Annotated in this window: 29 protein-coding genes; 14 read left to right on the top strand and 15 right to left on the bottom strand. The window is 70.7% G+C overall.

What is annotated here, in order from left to right; all coding sequences use genetic code 11:
* Window positions 1-341: 341 nt before the first annotated feature.
* Complete coding sequence (locus DFR74_RS10100) at window positions 342-917, bottom strand: type 1 glutamine amidotransferase domain-containing protein (RefSeq protein ID WP_067513590.1); 576 nt, start codon at window positions 915-917, stop codon at window positions 342-344.
* 12 nt (window positions 918-929) lie between these two features.
* Window positions 930-1,169, bottom strand: a complete 240-nt coding sequence (locus DFR74_RS10095; protein WP_067513592.1) for a hypothetical protein — start codon at window positions 1,167-1,169, stop codon at window positions 930-932.
* Between DFR74_RS10095 and DFR74_RS10090 the strand changes: the two genes are divergently transcribed.
* The 4 genes from DFR74_RS10090 to DFR74_RS10075 are packed head-to-tail and all read left to right on the top strand — an operon-like array spanning window position 1,164 to window position 5,705.
* Window positions 1,164-1,613, top strand: coding sequence for a hypothetical protein (locus DFR74_RS10090; protein ID WP_407675052.1), 450 nt, complete (start codon window positions 1,164-1,166; stop codon window positions 1,611-1,613). The genes DFR74_RS10095 and DFR74_RS10090 overlap by 6 nt on opposite strands.
* A gap of 34 nt (window positions 1,614-1,647) precedes the next feature.
* On the top strand, window positions 1,648-3,732 hold the full coding sequence (locus DFR74_RS10085; protein WP_067513594.1) for a catalase: 2,085 nt from the start codon (window positions 1,648-1,650) through the stop codon (window positions 3,730-3,732).
* Window positions 3,733-3,780: 48 nt separating this feature from the next.
* Window positions 3,781-5,241, top strand: coding sequence for an aminotransferase class I/II-fold pyridoxal phosphate-dependent enzyme (locus DFR74_RS10080; RefSeq protein WP_067513596.1), 1,461 nt, complete (start codon window positions 3,781-3,783; stop codon window positions 5,239-5,241).
* Window positions 5,238-5,705, top strand: coding sequence for a CinA family protein (locus tag DFR74_RS10075; protein ID WP_067513598.1), 468 nt, complete (start codon window positions 5,238-5,240; stop codon window positions 5,703-5,705). The genes DFR74_RS10080 and DFR74_RS10075 overlap by 4 nt, the downstream gene beginning before the upstream one ends.
* Window positions 5,706-5,709: 4 nt before the next feature.
* On the opposite strand, the gene DFR74_RS10070 is transcribed toward DFR74_RS10075, so the two are convergent.
* The 3 genes from DFR74_RS10070 to DFR74_RS10060 are packed head-to-tail and all read right to left on the bottom strand — an operon-like array spanning window position 5,710 to window position 7,559.
* Entirely contained in the window at window positions 5,710-5,916 is a 207-nt protein-coding gene (locus DFR74_RS10070; protein WP_067513600.1) for a CDGSH iron-sulfur domain-containing protein, read from the bottom strand.
* Window positions 5,897-6,556, bottom strand: coding sequence for a HemK2/MTQ2 family protein methyltransferase (locus DFR74_RS10065; RefSeq protein ID WP_067513602.1), 660 nt, complete (start codon window positions 6,554-6,556; stop codon window positions 5,897-5,899). Before DFR74_RS10065 ends, DFR74_RS10070 begins: the two co-directional genes overlap by 20 nt.
* Complete coding sequence (locus DFR74_RS10060; RefSeq protein ID WP_067513604.1) at window positions 6,546-7,559, bottom strand: iron-containing redox enzyme family protein; 1,014 nt, start codon at window positions 7,557-7,559, stop codon at window positions 6,546-6,548. Before DFR74_RS10060 ends, DFR74_RS10065 begins: the two co-directional genes overlap by 11 nt.
* A 156-nt stretch (window positions 7,560-7,715) precedes the next feature.
* Between DFR74_RS10060 and DFR74_RS10055 the strand changes: the two genes are divergently transcribed.
* From DFR74_RS10055 to DFR74_RS10045, 3 genes are all read left to right on the top strand, one after another.
* Window positions 7,716-8,327 (top strand): flavodoxin family protein, encoded by a 612-nt coding sequence (locus DFR74_RS10055; protein WP_067513606.1) that lies wholly within the window; start codon window positions 7,716-7,718, stop codon window positions 8,325-8,327.
* Window positions 8,328-8,364: 37 nt separating this feature from the next.
* Window positions 8,365-9,204 (top strand): SDR family oxidoreductase, encoded by an 840-nt coding sequence (locus DFR74_RS10050; RefSeq protein ID WP_067513608.1) that lies wholly within the window; start codon window positions 8,365-8,367, stop codon window positions 9,202-9,204.
* 349 nt (window positions 9,205-9,553) lie between these two features.
* Complete coding sequence (locus DFR74_RS10045; RefSeq protein WP_067513611.1) at window positions 9,554-10,363, top strand: SigB/SigF/SigG family RNA polymerase sigma factor; 810 nt, start codon at window positions 9,554-9,556, stop codon at window positions 10,361-10,363.
* Between the two features lie 35 nt (window positions 10,364-10,398).
* Here DFR74_RS10045 and DFR74_RS10040 read toward each other — a convergent pair whose 3' ends face one another.
* Complete coding sequence (locus DFR74_RS10040) at window positions 10,399-10,818, bottom strand: low affinity iron permease family protein (RefSeq protein ID WP_067513613.1); 420 nt, start codon at window positions 10,816-10,818, stop codon at window positions 10,399-10,401.
* A 232-nt stretch (window positions 10,819-11,050) separates the two neighbouring features.
* Between DFR74_RS10040 and DFR74_RS10035 the strand changes: the two genes are divergently transcribed.
* Window positions 11,051-11,254 carry a hypothetical protein gene (locus DFR74_RS10035; protein ID WP_067513615.1) on the top strand — a complete coding sequence of 68 codons (204 nt, stop codon included), beginning with the start codon at window positions 11,051-11,053 and terminating at the stop codon, window positions 11,252-11,254.
* Between the two features lie 23 nt (window positions 11,255-11,277).
* Here the strand turns inward: DFR74_RS10035 and DFR74_RS10030 are convergent, their stop codons facing one another.
* Window positions 11,278-12,228, bottom strand: coding sequence for a helix-turn-helix transcriptional regulator (locus DFR74_RS10030; protein WP_067513617.1), 951 nt, complete (start codon window positions 12,226-12,228; stop codon window positions 11,278-11,280).
* Window positions 12,229-12,423: 195 nt separating this feature from the next.
* On the opposite strand from DFR74_RS10030, the gene DFR74_RS10025 reads away from it, so the two are divergent.
* On the top strand, window positions 12,424-12,885 hold the full coding sequence (locus DFR74_RS10025; RefSeq protein ID WP_067513645.1) for a hypothetical protein: 462 nt from the start codon (window positions 12,424-12,426) through the stop codon (window positions 12,883-12,885).
* A gap of 82 nt (window positions 12,886-12,967) precedes the next feature.
* Here the strand turns inward: DFR74_RS10025 and DFR74_RS10020 are convergent, their stop codons facing one another.
* Genes DFR74_RS10020 through DFR74_RS10010 form a run of 3 tightly spaced genes read right to left on the bottom strand, consistent with a single transcriptional unit; the run spans window position 12,968 to window position 14,823 of the window.
* The gene (locus tag DFR74_RS10020) at window positions 12,968-13,705 is read right to left on the bottom strand and encodes a metallophosphoesterase family protein (protein ID WP_067513619.1); all 738 of its coding nucleotides are present in this window, start codon (window positions 13,703-13,705) and stop codon (window positions 12,968-12,970) included.
* Between the two features lie 45 nt (window positions 13,706-13,750).
* Window positions 13,751-14,551, bottom strand: coding sequence for a nucleotidyltransferase family protein (locus DFR74_RS10015; RefSeq protein WP_170160724.1), 801 nt, complete (start codon window positions 14,549-14,551; stop codon window positions 13,751-13,753).
* Between the two features lie 50 nt (window positions 14,552-14,601).
* Complete coding sequence (locus DFR74_RS10010; protein WP_067513646.1) at window positions 14,602-14,823, bottom strand: DUF6480 family protein; 222 nt, start codon at window positions 14,821-14,823, stop codon at window positions 14,602-14,604.
* Between the two features lie 745 nt (window positions 14,824-15,568).
* On the opposite strand from DFR74_RS10010, the gene DFR74_RS10005 reads away from it, so the two are divergent.
* Window positions 15,569-17,338 carry a thiamine pyrophosphate-requiring protein gene (locus DFR74_RS10005; protein WP_067513621.1) on the top strand — a complete coding sequence of 590 codons (1,770 nt, stop codon included), beginning with the start codon at window positions 15,569-15,571 and terminating at the stop codon, window positions 17,336-17,338.
* 10 nt (window positions 17,339-17,348) lie between these two features.
* Here the strand turns inward: DFR74_RS10005 and DFR74_RS10000 are convergent, their stop codons facing one another.
* The gene (locus tag DFR74_RS10000) at window positions 17,349-17,795 is read right to left on the bottom strand and encodes a hypothetical protein (RefSeq protein WP_147265772.1); all 447 of its coding nucleotides are present in this window, start codon (window positions 17,793-17,795) and stop codon (window positions 17,349-17,351) included.
* A 190-nt stretch (window positions 17,796-17,985) separates the two neighbouring features.
* Between DFR74_RS10000 and DFR74_RS09995 the strand changes: the two genes are divergently transcribed.
* The 3 genes from DFR74_RS09995 to DFR74_RS09985 all read left to right on the top strand — a co-directional run bounded on the left by DFR74_RS09995 (window position 17,986) and on the right by DFR74_RS09985 (window position 20,609).
* Window positions 17,986-19,617 (top strand): ABC-F family ATP-binding cassette domain-containing protein, encoded by a 1,632-nt coding sequence (locus tag DFR74_RS09995; protein WP_067513623.1) that lies wholly within the window; start codon window positions 17,986-17,988, stop codon window positions 19,615-19,617.
* An 83-nt stretch (window positions 19,618-19,700) separates the two neighbouring features.
* Window positions 19,701-19,931, top strand: a complete 231-nt coding sequence (locus DFR74_RS09990) for a helix-turn-helix domain-containing protein (protein ID WP_067513624.1) — start codon at window positions 19,701-19,703, stop codon at window positions 19,929-19,931.
* A gap of 117 nt (window positions 19,932-20,048) precedes the next feature.
* Entirely contained in the window at window positions 20,049-20,609 is a 561-nt protein-coding gene (locus tag DFR74_RS09985) for a dihydrofolate reductase family protein (RefSeq protein ID WP_067513625.1), read from the top strand.
* A 23-nt stretch (window positions 20,610-20,632) separates the two neighbouring features.
* Here DFR74_RS09985 and DFR74_RS09980 read toward each other — a convergent pair whose 3' ends face one another.
* The 4 genes from DFR74_RS09980 to DFR74_RS09965 all read right to left on the bottom strand — a co-directional run bounded on the left by DFR74_RS09980 (window position 20,633) and on the right by DFR74_RS09965 (window position 23,304).
* A complete protein-coding gene (locus DFR74_RS09980) occupies window positions 20,633-21,562 on the bottom strand; it encodes a hypothetical protein (protein ID WP_232331894.1) in 930 nt (309 codons plus the stop codon).
* Window positions 21,563-21,608: 46 nt separating this feature from the next.
* Entirely contained in the window at window positions 21,609-22,067 is a 459-nt protein-coding gene (locus DFR74_RS09975; protein ID WP_067513627.1) for a hypothetical protein, read from the bottom strand.
* A 230-nt stretch (window positions 22,068-22,297) separates the two neighbouring features.
* Window positions 22,298-22,702 (bottom strand): acyl-CoA thioesterase, encoded by a 405-nt coding sequence (locus DFR74_RS09970; protein ID WP_233444437.1) that lies wholly within the window; start codon window positions 22,700-22,702, stop codon window positions 22,298-22,300.
* Between the two features lie 104 nt (window positions 22,703-22,806).
* Window positions 22,807-23,304: a cupin domain-containing protein gene (locus DFR74_RS09965; protein ID WP_067513631.1), complete on the bottom strand. Its 498-nt coding sequence runs from the start codon at window positions 23,302-23,304 to the stop codon at window positions 22,807-22,809.
* A gap of 69 nt (window positions 23,305-23,373) precedes the next feature.
* Here DFR74_RS09965 and DFR74_RS09960 point away from each other — a divergent pair, with 69 nt between their 5' ends.
* Window positions 23,374-23,880, top strand: a complete 507-nt coding sequence (locus tag DFR74_RS09960) for a MarR family winged helix-turn-helix transcriptional regulator (protein WP_067513633.1) — start codon at window positions 23,374-23,376, stop codon at window positions 23,878-23,880.
* Window positions 23,881-23,887: the final 7 nt, after the last annotated feature.

Here is a 23,887-nt window from a genome sequence, read left to right as displayed (position 1 = left end):
TGCAGTTTGAGCCCGACCCCGCCGATCGCACCTCCTCCGTGTCCGACATGGACACGTTCGTGGTCCATTGGCCCGATCCCAGTCCCCTGGAATCCTGGTGGGCCGCCGTGATGAGAGGTGCGGTACCCGGACGCCGCGGCAGTGCGCCCGAGGGGGCGCCCGCCGGCATGAAAGCTCTCGCGGCCGTGCCGGACCACGCTACGTCAGCCGGTGGTACTCCGCTGCGGCGCGACATGGTTCCGCACCCGAGTGCCGCGGACCCGAAGCCTCCCCGACGGCGGGCCTCCTGACGCAGCGGAACAGGGCGCCACGCCGTGGCACCCTGTTCCGGGCGCGGCTGTTCACGCCGTGCTGGTCGACGCCGTGCGCAGCGCGTGGCCGACGGCGGGGAGGAAGTCGTCCAGATCCCTCGGGTTGCGCGAGGTGATCAGCGGGTAGCGGACCTCGTCGACGACCACCGGTTCGTCCGCCCACCTCGCCCCGGCGTTCTCCAGGTCGACGTGCAGCGACGGGTAGGAGGTGAGCGTCTTGCCCGCCACCACTCCCGCGCTCACCAGCAGCCACGGGCCGTGGCAGATCGCCGCGATCGGTTTGCCCGCGGCGACGAACCCGCCGACGATGCCGAGCGCGTCAACGTCGAGGCGCAACTTGTCGGCGTTCAGGGTGCCGCCCGGGATCAGCAGGAGATCGTGGTCGACGGCGGTCACCGCCGCGAGTGTGGCGTCCGGCGTGATCTCCTGTCCCGGATCCCGGTCGCCGACCAGTGTGCGGATCGCCTCGTCGGACACCGCCGCGACGGTCACCTCGGCGCCTTGGGCGCGTAACCGCTCCACGGGCACCACGAGCTCGTCCTGTTCGACGCCGTAGTTGCTGACGATCGCGAGCACACGACGATCGGCGAGAGCCTTGTCGGACATGGCATTTCCTCCTCAGCGCTCGCCCGTGAGACGGCGGGCCAGCAGTTCCTTGGCCTGGCTCGCGCCCTTGCGGCTCTCGTGCTGGGCGCGTGCGAAGAACTCGGCGAGTTCGGTGTCGCCCGCGCGCTCGGCATCGCGCTGGTACACCTCCATGCGCAGCGCGTTGCTGAGGGAGGCTTCGGCGAACCAGATGAGGTCGTAGTCCTTGTCCTTGGTCCCGGTGATCTGCCCGGTCTCGGTCTCGGTGTGCATGGTGACCTCCTGTGGGAATCGGATTTCACCGACGCGCTACCCGGGGTGGAGGGCGACAAACAGGGTGCGGTGTTTGCGCCGCGCGGGCGCGGGCAGTGCGGCGGTATGCCCACCGAACATGACGACGAGGACCTGTTGAGTGCCACCGAGAGCCTCGACCCCGACGAACTGCGCGACGACGGCGAGGCGGTCGACCCGCCGTCGGAGTGGCGCGGTGCCGACGCGTTCGGCACCACCGCCCGCGAACAGCGCACCGGCGAGGACCTGGACAGCCGATTGGCCGAGGAGGAACCCGATGGCGCGCCACCGGACGCGCTCGGCGACCCGTTCGACGACCTCGCCGAGGACGATGCCGACCGTGCCCACGGCCGTTACCGCGGCCAGGTGAGCGGCGCGCCCGAGGACGGCGACCCGCTGTTCGGCGGGCAGAACCACCGGACGTAGCCGTACCGAGCGAACAACTTTCGAGGAGACCGTCATGGCAGCACGAAACGGCGACGCCAAGGACCGGCAGCTGGAGGACCATCGCCAGGACCGGGACCGCGGCGCACTCACCACCCAGCAGGGTGTGCGCGTGGATTCGACCGACGACTCGCTGACCGTGGGCGAGCGCGGCCCGACCCTGCTCGAGGATTTCCACGCCAGGGAGAAGATCACCCACTTCGACCACGAACGCATCCCCGAACGCGTTGTGCACGCCAGGGGCGCGGGCGCCTACGGTTGGTTCCGGCCCTACGACAGCTGGCTCGCCGACTACACCGTGGCCCGGTTCCTCACCGAACCCGATACGACCACACCGGTTTTCGTGCGCTTCTCCACCGTCGCCGGTTCACGCGGCTCCGCCGACACGGTGCGGGACGTGCGGGGATTCGCGACGAAGTTCTATACCGCGCAAGGCAATTACGACCTGGTCGGCAACAACTTCCCGGTGTTCTTCATCCAGGACGGCATCAAGTTCCCCGATTTCGTGCACGCGGTGAAGCCCGAGCCGCACAACGAGATACCGCAGGCGGCGTCGGCGCACGACACACTGTGGGATTTCGTCGCCGAGCAGCCGGAGACGCTGCACGCGATCCTGTGGCTGATGTCGGACCGAGCTCTCCCGCGCGGCTACCGGATGATGCAGGGTTTCGGCGTGCACACGTTCCGTCTGGTGAACGCCGAAGGCACGGGCACATTCGTGAAGTTCCATTGGAAGCCGGCGCTCGGCACGCATTCGCTGTTGTGGGACGAATGCCAGGAGATCGCCGGGCGCGACCCGGATTTCCATCGCCGCGATCTGTGGGACACCATCGAGGCGGGTGACTTTCCCCGCTGGGAGCTGGGCGTGCAGTTGGTACCCGAGGATCGCGAGTTCGATTTCGACTTCGACCTTCTCGACGCCACCAAGATCATTCCCGAGGAGCAGGTGCCGGTGCGCCCCGTCGGTGAACTCGTGCTCGACCGCAACCCGGACAACTTCTTCGCCGAGACCGAGCAGGTGGCCTTTCACACCGCGAACGTGGTGCCGGGTATCGACTTCACCGCCGATCCACTACTGCAGATGCGCAACTTCTCGTATCTGGACACGCAGTTGATCCGGCTCGGCGGGCCGAATTTCGCGCAGTTGCCGGTCAATCGGCCGGTGGCCGATGTGCGCAACCACCAGCAGGACGGCTACGGCCAGCACGCCATAGCGCGTGGCGAGGCGTTCTACACGAAGAACACCATCGCGGGCGGCTGCCCGGCACTGGCCGACGCCGATGTCTTCCGCCACTACACCCGCGCGGTCGACGGGCGGACGATCCGGCAGCGCAGCGCCTCCTTCCAGGAGCACTACCGCCAGCCGCGCATGTTCTGGCGCAGCATGTCCCCGCCGGAGGCCGACCACATCGTGGACGCGTTCGCGTTCGAGCTCGGCAAGGTGAACCGGGTCGAGATCCGCGAGCGGGTGCTCGAGCGGCTCTCCCACGTCGACGGTGTGTTGACGGCGCGGGTGGCCGCCCGGCTCGGCTTGCCGGAGCCACCCACCCGGGAACTGGACGACGCGCCGCTGTCGCCCGCGTTGTCGCAGCTCGCGGGCGCACCCGACGCGATCGCCACCCGCAAGGTCGCGGTACTGGCGGCCGACGGCGTGGACGGCGCGGGCATCGAGGCGCTGCGGGAGGGACTCGCGCAGCGCGGCGCGCAGGTGGAAGTGCTTGCGCCGCACGGCGGAACCCTTCGCGGTCGAGACGGAGCGGTACCGGTGGATCGCGCGCTGCCGACCATGGCGTCGGTGCTCTACGACGCGGTGGTGGTCGCGGGCGGTGCGGATTCGGCGCGGACCCTCACCGCCGACGGCGGCGCGGTCCGGTTCGCCGCGAGCGCGTATCGGCATCTCAAGCCGGTGGGCGCGATCGGTGTGGGACAGGACGTGCTGCGCGCCGCAGGTGTGTCGGTGGGCGTGTCGGGGGACGACACCGAGATCACCCCCGACGGCGTGATTGTGTCGGCCGAAGGCGGCGGGCACGTGTCCGATACGTTCGTGGACCGGCTGGCGGCCGCGCTGTCGGAACACCGGGTATGGGGCCGGTCGACCTGAGCCCGGCCTGCTCCGTGTAACGCCGCCGCGAAAGGGTAGGCCCGGGACGTGGACCAGTCACGAGCACCCCTGGTGGAAGCGCTGGCCGACTACCGCCGGCGCCGACGGTACGGCTTCACCCCGCCCGGCCACCGGCAGGGCCGAGGGGCGGACGAGCGCGTCCTGGACGTCATCGGGCGCGCGGCGTTCGCCTCCGACGTCCTGCTCTCGCCCGGTCTGGACGACCGGCTCGCGCGCGGCGGGTACCTTTCCGGCGCCGAGGAACTCATGGCCGCGGCAGTCGGCGCAGACCGCGCCTTCTTCTCCACCTGCGGCAGCTCGCTGTCGGTGAAGGCGGCCATGATGGCGGTCGCGGGCGGCCACGACGGCGGGCTGCTGGTGGCGCGCGACAGTCACAAATCCATCGTGGCCGGGCTGGTGTTCTCCGGCGTGCGGCCGCGCTGGATCGCGCCCCGCTGGGACGCCGAGCGCCATCTGTCCCATCCGCCATCGCCGGAACAGGTGCGCCGCGCCTGGGACGAGCATCCCGACGCGGCGGGCGCGCTGATCGTGAGTCCCAGCCCCTACGGCACCTGCGCCGATCTGCCCGCCCTCGCGGCGATCTGCCACGAGCGCGGCAAACCGCTCATCGTGGACGAGGCATGGGGCGCGCACCTGCCCTTCCACGAGGACCTGCCCACCTGGGCGATGGACGCGGGCGCCGACGTGTGCGTGGTCAGCGTGCACAAGATGGGCGCGGGGTTCGAACAGGGCTCGGTGTTCCACCTCGCGGGCGATCTGGTCGATCCCCGACGGCTCGGCGCGTGCGCCGACCTGCTCATGACGACCAGTCCGAACGTGCTGGTGTACACGGCGCTGGACGGATGGCGCAGGCAGATGGTCGAGCACGGCCACCGCCTGCTCGGCCACGCGCTCCGTATAGCCGAGCGCGCCAGGTCGGCGTTGGCAGGCGTCCCCGGCATCACCGTGATGGAGCGGGAACTCCTGGGCGCGCAGGCCTCGCACGACCTGGACCGATTGCAGGTGCTGATGGACGTGTCGGCCACGGGTTCCTCGGGGTACGCGGCCGCGGATTGGTTGCGCGAGCAGTGCGGTATCGACATGGGACTCAGCGACCATCGCCGCGTGCTGGCGACGTTCTCGATCGCCGATGACGCCGAGCGGGCCGACACGCTCGTCGAGGCGGTCCGCGCGTGGTCACAGCGCGCGCACGAGGACACCGCGCCGTCGATCCGCCTGCCCGCCCCGTCGGAGCTGGCGCTCGAGACCGCGATGCTGCCGCGCGACGCCTTCTTCGGACCGGTGGAGGCGGTGCCCGTCGGGTCCGCGGCGGGGCGGATCTGCGCCGAACAGCTCACGCCGTATCCGCCGGGCATCCCGGCCGCGATTCCCGGCGAGGTGCTCGACGCGGGAGTGCTCGATTACCTGCGCACCGGCGCGGCGGCCGGGATGAACATCCCCGACGCCGCCGACCCGTCCGTGCGCACGGTGCGGGTGGTGGCGCGATGACGCCGGAGGAAATGGCGAGACGGATCGCCGAGGCCGCCCGGGTGGGCGGGCACACCGTCGCCGTGGCCGAGTCGCTCACCTCGGGCAAGATCGCCGCCCGGTTGGGCGCGGCTCCCGATGCGGCGCAGTGGTTTCTGGGTGGTGTGGTGGCCTACGACCCCGGGGTGAAGCGGTCGGTCCTCGACGTGCCGGACGTGCCCGTGGTGTCGCGCGACTGCGCCGAAGCGATGGCGCAGGGTGTGCGCGGGCTCCTCGGCGCGACGGTCTCGGTGGCCGTCACCGGGGTCGGCGGGCCCGAGGATCGCGACGGCGAACCCGCCGGGTGCGTGTGGCTGGCCACCGCCTCCGACGACATGGTGATCGCGCACCGCCGCGACTTCGAGGGCGACCCCGAGTGGGTGCTGGCGCAGACGGTGGAGTGGGCGCTCGGCTACCTGCTCGACGCGCTGGACGATCCGCGCTGACCGCTCACGAGGGCTTGCGCCTGCGGGTGCGGTGGCTGGTGTCGCACAGCGGATAGGTCGTGGACCGTTTGCACAGGCACAGCGCGACGGTGAAACGGTCGCAGCGCAGCGTGCGCCCGTCGGCCGTCACCACCTCCACCGGGCCCTCGACGAGCGCGGGCCCGTCGGCGACGAAGGTGACGCGGCGCGGTTCACGGGCGGACGCGGTCACCGCGGATCACCACCAAGTCCTCGGTGTCGCGACCGGGCTCGAGCAACCCGGTGCGGCGCAACCAGTCCTGCCTGCCGCGCAGCACGGGACCGAACGGAATCGAATCCCGGTCCACTACAGCGGCTTTCAATCCCATGGTGCGCAGCGCGGTGACGGTCGACTCGCCGCACGCCAGCGCCGAGTGCACGATGAGCGCCACACCGCGCGGCCGCAACAGGCCCGGCAGCACCGCACACAGGCGGTCGAGCACCTCTCTGCCGTCGGGGCCGGCGTCCCAGGCGGCGTGGGGTCGCAGGCCGGGCGGGGCGGGCACGTACGGCGGGTTCGCCAGCACGAGATCGAAGGTGCGCCCGGCCAGCACGTCGGCGAAGTCACCGCGGCGGACCTCGGCGGGCACACCACCCAGCCGGCACGTCAGCCACGCCGACAGCGCCGCGGTCCGGGAGATGTCGACAGCCGTCACCCGCGCGGCTCCGGCGCGGGCGGCGGCCAGGGCCAGCGCGCCCGATCCGGTGAACAGGTCCAGCGCGTGCCCGCCGCGCGGCAGGCCCGCCCCGCGCAACGCCCGCGCCAGCAGGCGGGTGTCGCCCTGAGGGCGATAGACGCCGGGCAGGCGGACCACGGGGAACTCAGCCGACATGCTCGCCTCTCGGTCCGACGAGGGTGTCGCGCAACGAGGTTCGACCGGCGCGCCACGCCTCGAGCACGGCCGCGCCGAAGCGGTCCTCCAGCATCTCGGTGACCTGGATGCCGAACACCACGCTCGCCCGTTGCGCGGGTTCGCGGGCCAGCAGATCGCCGAGGACGTCGTGGCGCATCACCTGTTCGTGCACCGCGTCGGCCTCCACGTGCTCGCGGTAGAACAGCACGCACGCCGGGTCGGCGCCGAGGCGCGTGAGCGCGTCCACCATGTCGCGCGATCCGGGGGAGGAGGCGATCTCCACCGCCGCGACATGGCCCACCAGCGCGCCGCGGTGGGCGCGGTGCAGTCCGAACAGCGACATCATGTTCACCAGCGCCAGCATGGGCGCGGGCACCACGTCGAGGTAGCGCAGATAGCCCGGATCCAGTCCGGCGGCCGCCAGCAGATCGGCGTAGAGCTGGGCGTGCACGCGCTCGCCGCGCCCGCCGCCGAACTCGTCGTATTCGACGGCCACCAGCGACGCCTTGGCCTGGCCGCGCAGCCGGGGAATCACCCAGGCGTACGGATCGGCCTCCTTGTGGTGGTGCACGGAACGGTGCGTGAAGTATTCGAGGACCTGCCACCACTCGCCGTCGTCGCGCAGGAACCGCGTGGTGCCCACGGCCTCGGACGGGGTGAGCAGGGCGTCGAGTTCGGCGTCGAGATCGTCACCGCCCGCGACGCCGTCGCGCAACGTGCGCAGGAACTGGCGCTCCAGCCCCGCGCGCAGTCCGAGCAGCCGCTCGTCCCACTCCCAGCCGGGGTCCACACCGGCAAGGCCCTGGTAGTGCAGTTCGTAGCACGCGTGCAGGGTCAGCTGCGCGTCGTCGCCGAGCGGGTCGACGGTGCCGACCCGCGGGACGGGTGACCCGGGCGGGTCCTGCAACACGTCGAGCACGGACGCGGACAACTCGCCGCGGGGCACGGGGAGCGTGGACGCCGGGACACAACGGATCGTCATGCGGGACCTGCCTGGTCGAAGGGACGCGAGTGCCCTCGTGCTACCCGCGCCCGCCCTCCCGAAACCGGCGGTGGGGCCGGTTGCGACGGCGCCGCGTGGCTATAGCGGGGAGAGCAGGGGCGTGCGCGCCCACCTTTCGGACAGGAGGTCTCCACCATGCCGGAACTGAACGCCGTGGCGCTGGTCTGCACCTTGCGACCCTCGCCGGCCCCGTCGAGCAGCGACACTCTCGCCCGGCACGTCCTGGACGAACTCGCCGGGCACGGGGTGCGCGGCGAGGTGCTGCGCGTGGTCGATCACGACGTGCGACCGGGTGTGAGCGCCGACGAGGGCGACGGCGACGAATGGCCCGCTCTGCGCGAGCGCATCCTGGCCGCCGACGTGCTGCTCGTCGCCACCCCGACCTGGCTCGGGCACATGTCCTCGGTCGCGCAGCGCGTGCTGGAGCGGCTGGATGCCGAACTGTCCACCACCGACGACCAGGGCCGTCCGGTGCTGGTGGGCAAGGTGGCGATCGCGGCGGTCGTCGGCAACGAGGACGGCGCGCACAAGATCGTGGCCGACCTGTTCCAGGGGCTCGACGACATGGGCTACACCATTCCCGCCCAGGGCTGCACCTACTGGAACGACGAGGCCATGGGCGGGCGCGAATACCGCGAGCTCGACGAAGTGCCCGAGGCGGTCGCCACCACGACCCGCACGCTGGCCCGCAACGCGGCGCACCTGGCCGGCGCGCTACGCGCGAACGCCTACCCGGCCTACCGCTGAGCGCCGCACCCCATTCGACACACGAGGAGGCACGATCATGGGATTTCCCGCGCAACAGCAAGACGTTCCCGGCGTTCAGGGCCGGATGAGCCCCGTCCCGGACTGCGGCGAGCAGAGCTATCGGGGCTCGGGCAAACTGACCGGCAAGGCGGCGGTGATCACCGGCGCCGACAGCGGCATCGGCCGCGCGGTCGCCATCGCCTACGCGCGTGAGGGCGCGGATGTGCTGATCTCCTATCTCGACGAACACGACGACGCGAACGAGGTCGTCGCGCTGGTGGAGGCGGCGGGCCGCAAGGCGGTGCCGGTGCCCGGCGATCTGTCCGATCCGGCGCACTGCCGCGCCGTGATCGACCGCGCCGCGGCGGAATTCGGCCGGATCGACATCCTGGTGAGCAACGCCGCGTACCAGATGACCCACGAGACGCTGGAGGAGATCGGCGACGAGGAGTTCGACCACACGTTCAAGCTGAATATGGGCGCCTACTTCTACCTCGTCAAGGCGGCGCTGCCGCACATGCCCGAAGGCGCCTCGATCATCGGCAGCACCTCGGTGAACTCGGACATGCCCTCGCCCACGCTGGCGCCCTACGCGGCGACCAAGGCCGCCATCGCCAACTTCTCGGCCAGCCTGGCCCAGCTGCTGGGCCCGCGCGGGATCCGGGTCAACAGCGTCGCGCCGGGCCCGATCTGGACGCCGCTCATCCCGTCGACCATGCCCGAGGAGAAGGTCACCCGCTTCGGCGACGACACCCCGCTCGGACGCGCGGGCCAACCTGCCGAACTGGCGGGTGCCTACGTGTTGCTGGCCTCCGACGAAGGCAGCTACATCTCCGGCGCGCGCGTCGCGGTGACCGGTGGCCGCCCGATCCTGTGAGCGAAATAGCCCGCCGATTGCCCCCTCCCGCAACGGGTATGGCGATGATGTCCGCGATACGGAGCCGCCCGCGCATCGGCCCGTCAATGGCGACGGGTGTTCGCAACGGTGCGAACCACGCGATGCGACGGGGGGACCGAAACGCCGGTGTCGAGCGCCCTGCCTTCCGGAACGGAGTCGTCCGGAATGCGAACGGCGTGGCCGAAACGATCCGGTGAACGAATCCCGGCCCGCGAACGCTTTTCGCTTCCGGCTCGTCGCGGTACTCGATGAAGAGCGTCCCGTGCGAACGAACCCCGTGACCCGACCCGCGCGGGACGCTCCGACATCGAGGGAAGCGAGGACCACCATGGTGTTGGCGATTGCTGAACATCGACCGAAGGCCGGACGCGACAGCTACGACGACATCGAGCCGTGGCTGGCGAAACTGGCCGCGCTCGAACACGACGATCCCGCCCGCGCGACTCTGCGCGAGGACATCGTGCGCCGGTGCCTGCCGCTGGCCGACCACATCGCCCGCCGATTCACCGGCCGGGGCGAGCACTACGACGACCTGCATCAGATCGCCTCCGTCGGCCTCGTGCTGGCGGTCGATCGCTTCGACCCCGATCGAGGCTGCTCGTTCCTGGCCTTCGCGATCCCGACCATCATGGGCGAGGTTCGCAGGCACTTCCGCGACCACACCTGGGCCGTGCGCGTGCCGCGCCGAGTCAAGGAACTCCAGTTGACGATCGGCCCCACGGTGGAGGCCCTGTCCCAGCGCCTGGGGCGCACCCCGTCCGCCTACGAGATCGCCATCGAACTGGACGTGGATTTCGCCGAAGTCACCCAAGCGCTGCTGGCGGGCAACGCCTATCGCACCAATTCACTCGACACCGTGCCCCAAGATGACGACGCAGGCGCCTCCACCCCGGCGAGCCGCGTCATGGCCGCGCTGGGCACCGAGGACGCGCACTACGAACTCACCGAGGATGCCCTCGCTGTGCTGCCGCTGCTGGACGAGCTGCCCGAGCGCGAGCGCCACATCCTGTATGCGCGGTTCTTCCGCAACCGCACGCAGTCCCAGATCGCCGAGGAACTCGGCGTCTCCCAAATGCAGATTTCCCGCATCTTGTCGCGGACACTCACCGCTCTGCGCGACCGAGCACTGCGGGACTGAGCGCCACCGGAGCGCTTCGTGCCTTCGACGCGGGATCAGGCGGATTCGCGGAACTCCACCCCGACCGCCTCGCCCAGTTCGGTGCGGTGGCGCTCGAGGTCGGGGTGCTCGTCGCTGAGTTCTCCCATGAGATCGCCGAGCGCGTCGGCGATGGCGTTGAGTTTCTGCTGCACCGCCTCGTCCGACCGCGACCGGGTGTTCTGCAACAACGCCACCAGCAGGAACGTGATGATCGTCGTCGCGGTGTTGATCACCAACTGCCAGGTGTCCATGTTCGGCAGCACCAGGAACGACGGCGCCCACACCAGGACCAACAGCACACACAACACGAAGAACGTCGCTTTGGAGGTGATCCGGTCGGCGGAGCTGGCGAATCGATCGAACAGCGACGGTCCGTCGCCGACGTCGGAAGGCATTGTCCGGCCGGGGGCGCTCTCCCGATCCGGCGCACTCATGACGGCACCGGGAACCCGCGCGGCGTAAGCGCGGCAGCGCGGTGGATTCGGTGGTGCTGGGTCATGGCTCTCCTGTGGTCCGGGGGCCGATGTCGAGCGCCTACCCCGAGATTCCGTCCCGAAACCGGGATGGGCCGCGGTTTCCACCACGCGGCACCGGGTATCGGGTCGGCAACGGCGCACCGCCGGTGCGCTCGAGATGGTTGTTTCGTGTCTTGTCGAAGGAGGTTCGATGACCACCCAGGATGTGATCGCGCAACTGCGCCAGGACATCACGGCCGCGCGAGACGCCGGTGACGACGAGGCAGTCCGGCGATTGCGCGGCGAACTCGACATCGCCCTGCACGCCGCTGGAGTGGACCCGGATCAGCTGCCTCTGGAGGGTACGGGCACCGCGCCCCAGCCTCCGGACGCAGTCGAGGACGGCACGGCGTAGTGCCGTACCGGGTCACCACGCTGTCAGGTGGTGAGCGTGGTGTGAGGCGAACAGCCGTAGGCGCGGCGATACGCGCCCGCGAACCGGCCCGGATGGGCGAAACCCCACTCCCACGCGATCGAGGACACGGTCTGCCCCTCGCCCGGCATGGTGCGGCGAAGCTGTTCGTGCGCGCCGCGCAGCCGCAGCTCCCGCAGATACGCGGTGGGTGTGGTGTCGAGGTGGCGGCGGAACGCCAGCTGCAGTGCCCGAACAGTGACGTAGGCCGCGGCGGCGATGTCGACGACCGTGATGTCGTCGCGCACATGGCTGTCGATGTAGGCGAGAGCGCGCCGCAGCGCGTCGGGATGCGCGTCGTTGCGGTCGCTCGCCGAGGGTTCGAGCACCGCCGTATTCGGCAGCGCGTGCAGCACACTGGCCGCCAGATACTCACTCGCGGTCGACGCGATCAGCGGCTTCGTGCGCAGGTCGGGGTCGGTGGCGATGGTTCCGAGGTGGTCGATGGCCTTCCGCAGATGCGCACCCGCGGCCGGGGAGACGGGGCGGTGCCCCGTGAGCCGGACGGGCCCGCCGCCATGTGGCTCGTCGGCGGCCACTCGCGAGAGCAGCGCGGGATCGAACATGGTGATGGTGTAGTTCGCCCGGTGGATCACGCCGGAATACGGCAGATCCGGCGGGGTCAGCAATCCGACATCGCCGGGAAGGAAGAAGTCGGTCGTCCCGTCGACGTAGTTCTCCTCGATGGCGCCGGAGCCGACGGTGCACAGGCATATCCGCCCGAGCGGCGCGGCCCGGTAACGCATATCGAACCGGAGGTCGAGCTGGTCGAAACTGACCTCACCGAGCACATCGCGGGTGATGTGCGTATGCACCGCGGATTCGGAGACGTTGGCGATGCGCATCGTCGTGTAGTTGGCGTTGAGGAACTCTTCGGTGGCGCCGAGATTGTCACTGTCGAACGTCATGGAGTCCATGTCGACCTCCGAGCTTGGCAGATGGGGTGAGCCGGCGCGTTGCTCGGCCGGGACATCTCCGCGTGCTCGCTACCCATCTTGGCATGGCGTCCGCGTTCGCGACAGGGGTCGACGAACCGGTTTCGACGCCGCGGGCTCGGGTAGCCGACGCAAAGACCGCCCTGTACCGCCCCGCGATGCGTTGGAGGAGTGTTGGTGGATTCCGCCCGGAGCGATCTCCCGGCTCGCACGGGCTCGACCGTCGGCATCCGAGTCGCCGCTCAGCCCGGGCAGCTGATGATGCTGCGCGCGCTGACCGAGACCCTCGCGCTGGTGGCCGGTTTTCCCATCGACGGAGCGGTCGACATCCGCTTGGCCGTGGACGAGGCCGCCACCGCACTGGTGCTGGACGCGACGCCCGCGACATCCATCGATTGCGTGGTCGATTACGACGACACCCACGTGTTCGTCCAGGTGTCGGGCCTGTGCGCGTCCCGGAACGTCGTCGAGCGCGCGAGACTCGGCTGGCACGTGCTGCGCACCCTCACCACCTCGGTGACCTTCGACCGCGCGGACTACGACCCCGCGAGGGGCGGATACCCGATCACGGTGCGGTTCCTGTGGTCGCGAATCCGCACGGGAGGTCCGAACGGGTCGGAGGGACGGCGGCCACACTGACCGGCCGACGAGGACGTGCCCCGCGCGGACGGGCAGAGGAACGCGATGTCGCCGGTGTGCCCGAGGTCGTGAGCGGGATCGCTCACGACACCCGTGGCAGCCGGTGGCCACGGTCGCCGATCTCGTACACCGCGAAGGCGGTATCGATCACCGGCTGCGCCACATTGCGCACCGGCACCCCGCCCGGTGTGGTGCCGCGTTCGCAGCCGGCGTGCGCGTGCCCGTGCACGGCGAGGTCGGCTCCGGCCGTGTCGATCGCTTCGCCGAGCAGATACGACCCCAAGAACGGGAAGATCTCCGGCGGCTCGCCGCGCAAGGTATCGGGCACAGGGGAGTAGTGGGTGAGCGCCACGGTGACGTCGGCGTCGAGCGCCCCCAGCGCCGCCCCCAACTGTGCCGCGAGCTCGACCGTGTGTCCGGCGAATTCGCGCATCAGCCGCTCGCCGAACACGCTCGCGCACTTGCCCGCGAAACCGCCGCCGAAGCCCTTGGTGCCCGCGACGCCGAGCGTGCCGCCCGCGACCGTCACCGTGACACTCTCGCCCTCGAGCACGGTGACGCCGTGATCGGCGAGCAGCAGCGCGATCTCCTCCGGCACATCGCCGTGATGATCGTGGTTGCCCAGGACCGCGACCACCGGGACGCCGGCGTCGGCGAACTCCTTGGCCACCACCCGCGCCTCCGCGATCGTGCCGAGGCGGGTCAGGTCACCGGCGAGCAGCAGCACGTCGGCGCGGTCGGGCAGTGCGCGCAGCGCGGGCCGCAGCGTGCCCCGCGAATCTGTTCCCAGATGAATGTCGCCGACGGCGGCGATGCGCATCCGATCCTCCTCGCGTCGTGGGTGGAGCGGTGTCGTGGGTGGCGCTCAGGGCAGGCGTTCTTCGTGATCCGGGGCGCCGGCACCGGTGACCAGCACGTCGTTGCGGACCCGTGCCCGGGGCATCGCTTCGCGGACCTTCTCCTCCAGTCGCTCGCGGCGCACGGCGGTGGCGACCGCGCCGTCGAGCAGGACGGTGTCGCCGCGCAACCGGACCCGCACGCCGGGCTCGGCCACCTCGGGGTCCTCGGCCAGCAGCCGGTGCAGCTTCGCCGCCACGTATTGCGGTGGCGCGCCGGAGGATTCGGCACCGGTGTCGGCGATGCCGAGGTCGTCGATCAGTCCCAGGAAGGCCCGCGCGTAGGGCGAGTGCGCGGTGCGTTCGCGCACCTGCGGCCAGTGCACCTGTTCGCGCAGGGCGCGGGCGATCTGGAGCAGCGGGCTCAGGTCGAGGCGGTGATCGTCGCACACCAAGAGCTTGTCCACCAGCAGGTCGGTCCCCGTGACCACCGGCGCGGTGGTCGCGCCGACCCGCATCATCTCCGCGCGGGCCAGCAGTTGGCCGGTGACGTCGCGGTCGTTGGGGCGGTGCACGATATCGATGAGGATGTCGCCGTCGTAGGCCTTGGTGAGCCAGTCCTCGGCGGCGTCGGCCACCCGGAGCCCGGCCCGCGCGAGCGCGCTGCGCGCCCGTCCGCTGTCCTCGGGGCGCACGAACAGGTCGACGTCGTGGTCGGTTGCGGGCCCGCCGCGCGCCCAGACCGCGCAGCCGCCCGCGACGGCGAAGGGGATATCGCTGTGCGCCAGCGCATTCGCCGCCCGCGCCAGCGCGTGGAGGAGTCGGTCCATGGTGTCCATACATCGGCCCTACCCGGTGCGCGCGCCGTCAACCGGGCCGATCACACGACGACGATCAGCAACCCGATGGCCGTGGCGAAGAAGAGCGCGGCCAGCAGCACGGTGAGGGCGATCGCCGCGATGCCGGTGCGCGGAAAGCGGTGCCGGGTGGTGGGTTCGGGCGCGGACAGGCCCGAGGTCTGAGACGTCTCCGGCGGGGTGGCCCCGGGTGGCACGCCGCCGCCGGGTTCGAGATCGGGGATGCGCTCGGGGTCGGGATCCATGGCGGTCACGGGTATTTCACCTACTTCCCGTCGTTGCCGGGGACTTCGGGCGTCTCGCGGGGGCGCGCGGTGCGCTTGCGGTACAGCACTACCGCGGCGACGGCCACGGGAATGGCGAGGATGACGAGGAGTTCCATCACTGATCCGATCGGTCATATGGGGTTGGGCGGCACGGGATCACGCGAGGGGCCCGGCGGTTCGGGCGGACTCGGGTGTCCGGGGGCCGGGTCGGGCGCGGGTGGGACCGGCGGTGGCACGGGCCGTGGCGGTGTGCCGGGCTCCGGTGGTGTGCCGGGTGGTGCGGGTTCGGGGCCCGGCGGTTCGGGCGGCCGGTCGGGGCCGGGAGTCGGCGGAATCGGGTCCGGTTCCGGGATAGGCGGCGGGGGTGGCGGCACGGGATGCGGCGCGGGCTCGTCGGGCAACGTCGGATCGGGCGTCGGTGTGGTGTTCATATCCCTGTCCTTTCCGGTGCGCAGTGGCGATCACCGCGAGAGCGCGTCCGGTTTCGCCGCGGCACGGTCGCTACACCTGGGCGCTACCCGGGGCGCGCAGGCGGAAACACGGGACTCGCCGGATGGCGCGTGGGAGCCGTTCATCCGGCGCGTGCCGGAGGTCAGCCGCCCTCGGGGGTGTTCGCCGCCGCGCGGCCTCGGTCGCCTGCGCCCGCGTGACGGGGAGATTGGCCCACCGAGGTGCGGGTAGGGGCGACACGAGTACCGCACCAACTACTGCGAAGGGGTACGACATGTCGGGAACGGTGGGCGAGCACATCGTGCGGCGGCTGGGCGAATGGGGTGTCCGGCACGTTTTCGGGTATCCGGGCGACGGGATCAACGGCCTGGTGGCCGCGTTCGGGCAGGTGGCGGACGCGCCGGCGTTCATCCAGGCCCGTCACGAGGAGATGGCGGCGTTCCAGGCCACCGGGTACGCGAAGTTCGGCGGCGGCGTCGGCGTGTGCCTGGCGACCTCGGGCCCGGGCGCCATCCATCTGCTCAACGGTCTCTACGACGCGAAACTCGACCATGTGCCGGTGGTGGCGCTGATCGGGCAGACCGCGCGCGCCGAACTCGGCAGCAGCTACCAGCAGGAGGTGGCGCTGGCGCGGCTGTTCGCCGACGTGGCCTCGGACTACCTGGTGGAGGTCGAGGTGGCCGAGCAGTTGCCCGGCGCGCTGGACCGAGCCCTGCGCACGGCGGCCGCGCGCCGGGCGCCCACGGCGGTGATCATCCCCGCCGACCTCCAGCAGGAGGACTATCCGCCGCCCGACCCGCCCGCGCCCACCGCCTCAGCGCCCGGGCACACGGTGCCGCCCGCCGAGGAGCTGCGCCGCGCCGCCGAGGTGCTGGAGTCCGGATCACGGGTCGCGATCCTGGTGGGGCAAGGCGCGCGGTCGGCGCGCGAGGAAGTGCTCGAGCTCGCCGACCGCACCGGCGCGGGCATCGCGAAGGCGTTGCTCGGCAAGGACGTGTTGCCCGACGAACTGCCGTACGGCACCGGTCCTATCGGCCTGCTCGGCAGCAGGCCCAGCTACGAGCTGATGCGCGACTGCGACACTCTGCTGATCGTCGGGTCCGGCTTCCCGTACGCGGAGTTCCTGCCCGAACCCGGCCACGCCCGCGCCGTGCAGATCGATATCGACGCCGCCATGACCGGCCTGCGCTACCCCACCGAGGTGAATCTGGTCGGTGACGCGAAAAGCACGCTGGCAGAACTGATTCCGCTGGTCAGCCGCAAGGCGGACCGTTCGTGGCGCGCACGCGTGGAAGGTGACGTCGCCCGCTGGCGCGAGACGATCCAGGCCCAGTCCCTGGTGGACGCCGACCCGGTGAACCCGATGCGCGTGGTGACCGAGCTGTCGGCGCGGGTGCCCGGGAATGCGATCGTCACCGCCGATTCGGGCTCGGCCGCGAACTGGTACGCGCGCTGCCTCGACTTCCGCGGCGAGATGCGCGGGTCGCTGTCGGGCACGCTGGCGTCGATGGGGTGCGCGGTGCCGTACGCGATCGGCGCGAAGTTCGCCCACCCCGACCGTCCCACCGTGGCGCTCGTCGGCGACGGCGCGATGCAGATGAACGGGCTGGCCGAACTGCTGACCGCCACCCGCTACCGCGACACCTGGACCGATCCCCGCTTCGTGGTGTGCGTCTTCCACAACAACGACCTGGCCCAGGTGACCTGGGAACTGCGCGCGATGGGTGGCGCGCCGAAATTCGAGGACTCCCAGGCACTCCCGGACGTCTCCTACGCCGACCTGGCCCGCTGCCTCGGATTCGAAGCCGTCGCCGTCGACCGGTCCGATCAACTCGGCCGCGCCTGGGACCTCGCCCTCAGCGCGCAACGCCCGGTCCTGCTCGACGTCCGCTGCGACCCGGACTTCCCACCCATCCCGCCGCACGCCACCTGGGAGCAGCTGAAGAACACCGCCGCCGCCGTCCTGCGCGGCGACCCGAACGCCCGGCACCTGGTCACCCAGGGCGTGAAGGTGAAGGCGCGCGAGTTCCGGCCGAAGACGTGAGCGGGTCGCGTCACCCGCCGTGCGGCGGGTTGGTGAGCTCGCACGCCGAAGCGCAGCGGACCGTGATGAGGAAGGCGGAGGGCGCGTCCGAGAAGACGAGTCCGGTGTCGAGCGACGGCAGACCCGACGGACGCACCGACCTGTCGGCAGCCAGGTCATAGGTGAGCACGTGGGAGGAAGCCCGCACCGTCGGCGCGTCGATCAGGCACCGGGGTCCGGCGGCTTCGTCGAGGGCCACGCGGCCCGCGAGGGTGCCGCCCGGGGCGGGGTAGGGCGCGCCGGGCAGCGGCGAGAGCGCGCCGTCGGCGCTGATGTGGAAGCCGCCGATGCGGCCCGCCATCGGTTCGGGGAGATGAAGGCGCGAGCTGTCGGCGCCGATCGCCGCGCCGTGCGGGAGGAAGCCGGTGGCGTAGGCGAGCCGGGAGTCATCTGCTTGTCGCCGGACGCTAAGCAGCATCCAGAACGCCGAGTGTCCAAGAATCAGGACACCCCCCGCGGCGGGCCGCTGTCGGGGATGCGGGCAATCCCACACCGTGCGTGGGCGAACGCGGGCGGGCGACCGGGGTAAAATCGGTGGTTCTTGTGCCTGCCGGGGCGCACAATCGAGCGGCAACCGCCCAGCACCACCATCCGTGAGGAGCCATTCTGTGATCACCGCGACCGACCTCGAGGTCCGGGCCGGAGTCCGAACCCTGCTGTCGGCTCCCGGGCCCGCCTTGCGGGTGCAGGCGGGCGACCGGATCGGCCTGGTCGGGCGCAACGGCGCGGGCAAGACCACCACGCTGCGCATCCTGGCGGGCGAGGGCGAGCCCTACGCCGGAAAGATCCTGCGCTCCACCGAGATCGGCTACCTGCCGCAGGACCCGAGGGAAGGCAACCTGGACGTGCTCGCGCGCGACCGGGTGCTCTCCGCGCGCGGCCTGGACACGCTGATCCGCGATATGGAGAAGCAGCAGGCGCTGATGGCCGAGGTAGCCGACGAGAACGAGCGTGAGAAGGCGGTGCGCAAGTACGGCCGGCTCGAGGAGCGGTTCTCGGCGCTCGGCGGTTACGTCGCCGAGAGCGAGGCCGCCCGCATCTGCCACAGCCTCGGCCTGCCCGACCGCGTGCTCGGCCAGGCGCTGCGCACCCTGTCCGGCGGTCAGCGCCGCCGCATCGAGCTGGCGCGCATCCTGTTCTCCGCCTCCGACGGCAGCGGCGGGCGCTCCGACCGCATCCTGCTGCTGGACGAGCCGACCAACCACCTCGACGCCGATTCCATCACCTGGCTGCGCGGGTTCCTCCAGAACCACGACGGCGGCCTGATCGTGATCAGCCACGACGTCGACCTGCTCGAGGCCGTGGTCAACAAGGTGTGGTTCCTCGACGCCGTGCGCGGCGAGGCCGACGTCTACAACATGGGCTGGAAGAAGTACCTCGACGCCCGCGCCACCGACGAACAGCGCCGCCGCCGCGAACGCGCCAACGCCGAGAAGAAGGCCTCCGCGCTCAAGGCGCAGGCGGCCAAGCTCGGCGCGAAGGCCACGAAAGCCGTTGCGGCGCAGAACATGGTCAAGCGCGCCGACCGGCTGCTCAACGAGCTCGACGACGTGCGCGTGGCCGACAAGGTGGCGCGGATCAAGTTCCCCGAGCCCGCCGCCTGCGGCAAGACGCCGCTGATGGCCGAGAACCTGACCAAGATGTACGGCTCGCTGGAGATCTTCACCGGCGTCGACCTGGCCATCGACCGCGGCAGCCGGGTGGTGGTGCTCGGCCTCAACGGCGCGGGCAAGACCACGCTGCTGCGCCTGCTGGCGGGTGTCGAACAGCCCAGCGCCGGCCGGCTGGTGCCGGGCCACGGCCTGAAGGTCGGCTATTTCGCGCAGGAGCACGACACCCTCGACGACAGCGCGTCGGTCTGGGAGAACATCCGCCACGCCGCGCCCGACGCGGGCGAGCAGGACCTGCGCGGCCTGCTCGGCGCGTTCATGTTCACCGGTCCGCAGCTGGACCAGCCCGCGGGCACCCTGTCCGGCGGCGAGAAGACCCGTCTCGCGCTGGCGGGCCTGGTGTCCTCGGCGGCGAACGTGCTGTTGCTCGACGAGCCCACCAACAACCTCGATCCGATCTCGCGCGAGCAGGTGCTCGACGCGCTGCGCACCTACGCGGGCGCCGTCGTGCTGGTGACCCACGATCCGGGCGCCGCCGAGGCGCTGTCGCCGGAGCGGGTGATCCTGCTGCCCGACGGCACCGAGGACCACTGGTCGGCCGATTATCTGGAACTGATCCAGCTCGCGTGATCTCGATCACAACAATTCGTTGATCGGGGCCTGCTCAGTGCTTAGCCTGGAAAGACGCGCTGCTCGGCGACTCGGAGGAAGCCATGGGCGACAGGGCCACACAGGGCAAGGCATTGGGCAAAGGCACACGCGTCACGGGGAAGTCGCGTGATCGCCTGCAAACGCAGCTGAAGAAGCAGTACGAAGCGGGTGCGAGCATCCGGTCCCTGGCGCGGTCGACCGGCCGCTCCTACGGGTTCATCCACAACGTGCTGGTGGAATCGCACGTCCAGCTGCGCAGCCGCGGCGGTGCGAATCGGCGCAAAGCCCAGTAGACACCCGCATCGTCGCGCGCCGGTCTCGGTCACGCCGGGTTCCGCGTGCGGCGGTGAATTCCCGGGGCCCGCGCCGTCTGCACTGTCGACGCCGACAGTGAGGAGATTCCGGTGCCGATGGTGATCGCCCAGATGATGGTCACACTGGACGGATACGCGGCGGGACCCGACGGTGCGCTGGACTGGGTGCACACCGAGGACCCAGAGCTGGACGACTACCTGGCCGACGTGCTGACGTCGGTCGGTGCGCAGGTCTTCGGCCGCACGGCCTACGAGGGCGTGGCGGAGTACTGGACCGGTGACGAGGCGGCCTTCGAGTCGTCCGGTGACGCCCGGCTGGCGCCGCTGGTGAACGGCGTGCCGAAGATCGTGGTGACCTCCCGGCCGGACCGGCCGCTGGCGTGGCAGCCCGCCACCGCGATCGGCGGTGACCTGGCGGACGACGTGCGCCGCCTGAAGTCCGAGCCGGGCGATCCGGTGATCGTGTTCGCCGGCGCGACCACGCTGAACTCGTTCCTGCGCCTCGGCGCCGTGGACGAGTTGCGGTTGCTGGTGTTCCCCGTGTTCGCCGGGGGCGGGCAGCGGCTCTTCGACCTCGCCGACACCGGGCCGGTCGAACTGATCGACGTGCGGGCGTTCCCCGCCTCGGGGGTGGTGCTGCAGCGCTATCGGCTCTGAATGCCGTTCGGAGCCCGGGAGATTCAGTACCCGGGCACCATGCCGTCGCTGTGGACCAGGAGGTTGGCCAGGCTGCGGAAGATCGGCAGCCCGGTCTTGATCTCCAGGTAGGCGAACTGGCCCTGCGGATTGACCTCGAGGAAGTAGTACTCGCCGTCGAGGCCGAGCCGCAGATCCACCACGCCGAAGCTCAGGCCGAGCGCGCCCATCAGCATTGCCAGCGATTTGCTGATACCGGGCGGGAGTTGATCGCGGACGAAGTCAACCGACGTGTCGAGCCGCGAGTCGACACGGCCGACACCAGCCTGCGAATCGATCCGCACGGTCCAGGCGATACCGTCCACCCACACCACGCGCAGATCGCAGACGGCGGTGACGTAGTCCTGGAAAGTGGTGGGGGAGGACCGGATACCGGAGAGTTTGCCGAAATCGGCCTTCGTGATGATCCTGGTTTCGGCGAACTCGGCGCGACCCGTGCCGGTGCGCTTGTAAACCACGGCGCCGGAACGTGATTCGACGAAGCTGCGGGCCTCGTCGGGATCGTTGGTGATCAGAGTCTCCGGGATCGCGAAACCGGCGCGCTGCGCTGTCTCCAATTGCACGATCTTGCGGGAGGCGGTGCGGTCGGCCCCGGGGTCGTTGATCCAGAACGCCGGGATCGACCACAGCAGGCCCTGCACGAAACCGTCGCATTCGGCCTGGCGGAACGCGTCGTCGGCGGCGCGCACCCCGGCGGGCACCAGGCACGGGTGCGGGCGCCGCCACCACACCGACTGCACGTCGTCCAGTCCGAAGACGTGCGAGAACGAGCGGGCCGTGCCGAACCTGTCCAGCCGGAAACTGCCCGACTCGCGCGGGAAATCGCGCAGGTCGAGGTGAATCGGGCTGAGCCCGTGGTGATCTCGCAGCGTCGCCGCCATGGCGGTGGCGTGCAGATCATCGGATTCGGACACGATCAGAATCGAGCCGGGACGGCGCGCCACCACAGAGCAGGTCCGCTCAGTCGAGACTGTCGCAGTTGATGCCGTCGTCGCTGGTCGCGAGCGATTTCGTCTGACAGTAGGTGAAGGTCGCTCCGCCGGTCGCCGGGCACGGCGCCAGGCGCAGGCCCTCGGCCCAGGAATCCGTGAGTTGTTGCAGCAGTTCGTCTCCCAGCGCGGGGGAGGGCGCGGCGGCCAGCGTCATCGGGCGGTCCACCAGTTCCACGCGCAGGCGGCGGGTGAAATCGGCGGTCGCGCCGGGGCGGATGTCGACCAGTACGCGACGGCCCGCTTCGGCCTCGGGCGCGGGGTCGGCGTGATCGAGGACGCGCAGCACATCGGACCGGCGGAACGTCCACGTACCCTCGGCGACGCGCACGGATATCTCGCGGTCCGACTCGGCCACGAGCAGGCCGTGGAGTGCGGGGACGCGGTCGTCCGTCGGCGCGGCACCGGGGCGGTGGTATGCGTCGGCCATGGTCTGCTCTCCGATCTGCTCGCGATTTGCCAGGACCCCCGAGCGTGACCTGGATCATAACGCGTGCCGTGGGACGCCCGGCCCGGATCGCGAGATTTCACCACGCCTGTCGCGCGGTTCGGCGTGCGCGCCGAAAGTTTTTCCGTGCCACGGAAAAACGCGGTTCGCAACGTTGGAGCTACAACCCCGGGCGCCGTGCGCCAGAGCGCTTGCCCGGGGGTGGCGGCGGGCTACAGATCCAGCAGATCGGGGCGATCGGCGAGGGCCCGCAGGCGCTCGGCGGGGTCGGCGATCAGCTTGCGCGCGGTCAGATCCATGACGCCGCCGGTGACCACGAGCTCGGCCGACACGGTGCCGTCCAGCTTCACGATCCTCTGGCGGAAGCGGAAGATCTTGCCGCTGGTCCATTCCGAGTCGGTGGTCACGGTGATCTCGTCGCCGCCGCGCAGCTCGCGCAGGTACTTGATGGTGGTCTCGAGGACCACCGGGGCGATGCCCGCGGCGATCAGCTTGTCGCCGGCGAGGCCGGCCTCGCGCAGCAGTTCCCAGCGCGCGTGCTCGGCGTACTGGTGGTAGACGGCCTGGTTCACGTGGCCCAGGGTGTCCAGTTCGTAGCCGCGGACGACGATCGGCACAGTGTGGCTCATAACCCGGTCCAACCGAGGTCGGGTGCCTGCCTGTTCCCGGATCGGGTGCCGTGTGCGCCACATTCGGGCTGGTGGGCGCATGATCCGGCGCCTCAGGCGCGGTGGGCGTTGCGCTCCGCCCACCAGGCGGGGGCGTCGACGAAGTGGTTGTCGTACTCGTCCTGGCTCGCGGCCAGGTCCTCGAAGGTGGCCTCGCCGCGGGCCAGGCGGTCCAGGAGGCGGAAGTAGCCGAAGCGGCGCACGCCCGGCATGAGGGCGATCACCAGGCGCGCGGTGCTGTCGGGGGTGGCGCCGAACGCGTGCGGCATGAATTTCGGGACCACCAGGGCGCCGCCCGCACCGACCGTGACGATCTCCTCGCCGGCGAGGACCTGGATCTCGCCCTCGGTGACGACGAACAGTTCGTCGGACTTTGTGTGGAAATGCGGTGCGGCGCCGTCGGCTCCGCGCGCCAGGATCACCTCGACGGTGCTCACCGAATCGCCGGTGCGGTCGGCGTCGAGGAGCAGGCGCACCCGAGCGGTGTCGGTGCCGATGGTCTCGGCCTCGTCGGGGTGGACCAGGGCGGCGGGGCGGGTGGGGGCGGTCATGACGACTCCAATTGTTCGGTGATTGATAATTCGCTACCGAACTATATCGCGACGAATAGACTCCTGTCCATGACCGAATCGAAGCCGGATGCCGTCGACGCGATCGCCGCCCAGTGGCGCCGCGAGCGCCCCGACCTGGACCTCGAGGCGATGGCGATCATCGGCCGCCTGGGCAGGCTGATGGTTGTCGCGCAGCGCGAGATCGAAGCCGTGTTCACCGCGCACGGTTTGCAGCGCGGCGAATTCGACGTGCTCGCCGCGCTGCGCCGCTCCGGTGCGCCCTACGAACTGAACCCGTCGGTCCTGGCCGACACACTCATGCTCTCCCGCGCGGGCATGACCGGCCGCCTCGACCGCCTCGAATCGGCGGGCCTGGTCCGCCGCACCGCTGACGCCACCGACCGCCGCGCCATCCGCGTCGCCCTCACCGACGCCGGCCGCACCCTCGTCGACGAGGTCGTCACCGCCCACGTAGCCAACGAATCCCGCCTCCTCGCCCCCCTCTCCACCCCCGACCGCCACACCCTCGACCGCCTGATCCGCCAACTCCTCACCGCTCTGGAAGGCGAACCCTGACGTGACC

The organism is Nocardia puris, assembly GCF_003315035.1.
Classification (GTDB): domain Bacteria; phylum Actinomycetota; class Actinomycetes; order Mycobacteriales; family Mycobacteriaceae; genus Nocardia; species Nocardia puris.
This window is presented reverse-complemented; position numbering and strand designations above follow the sequence as displayed.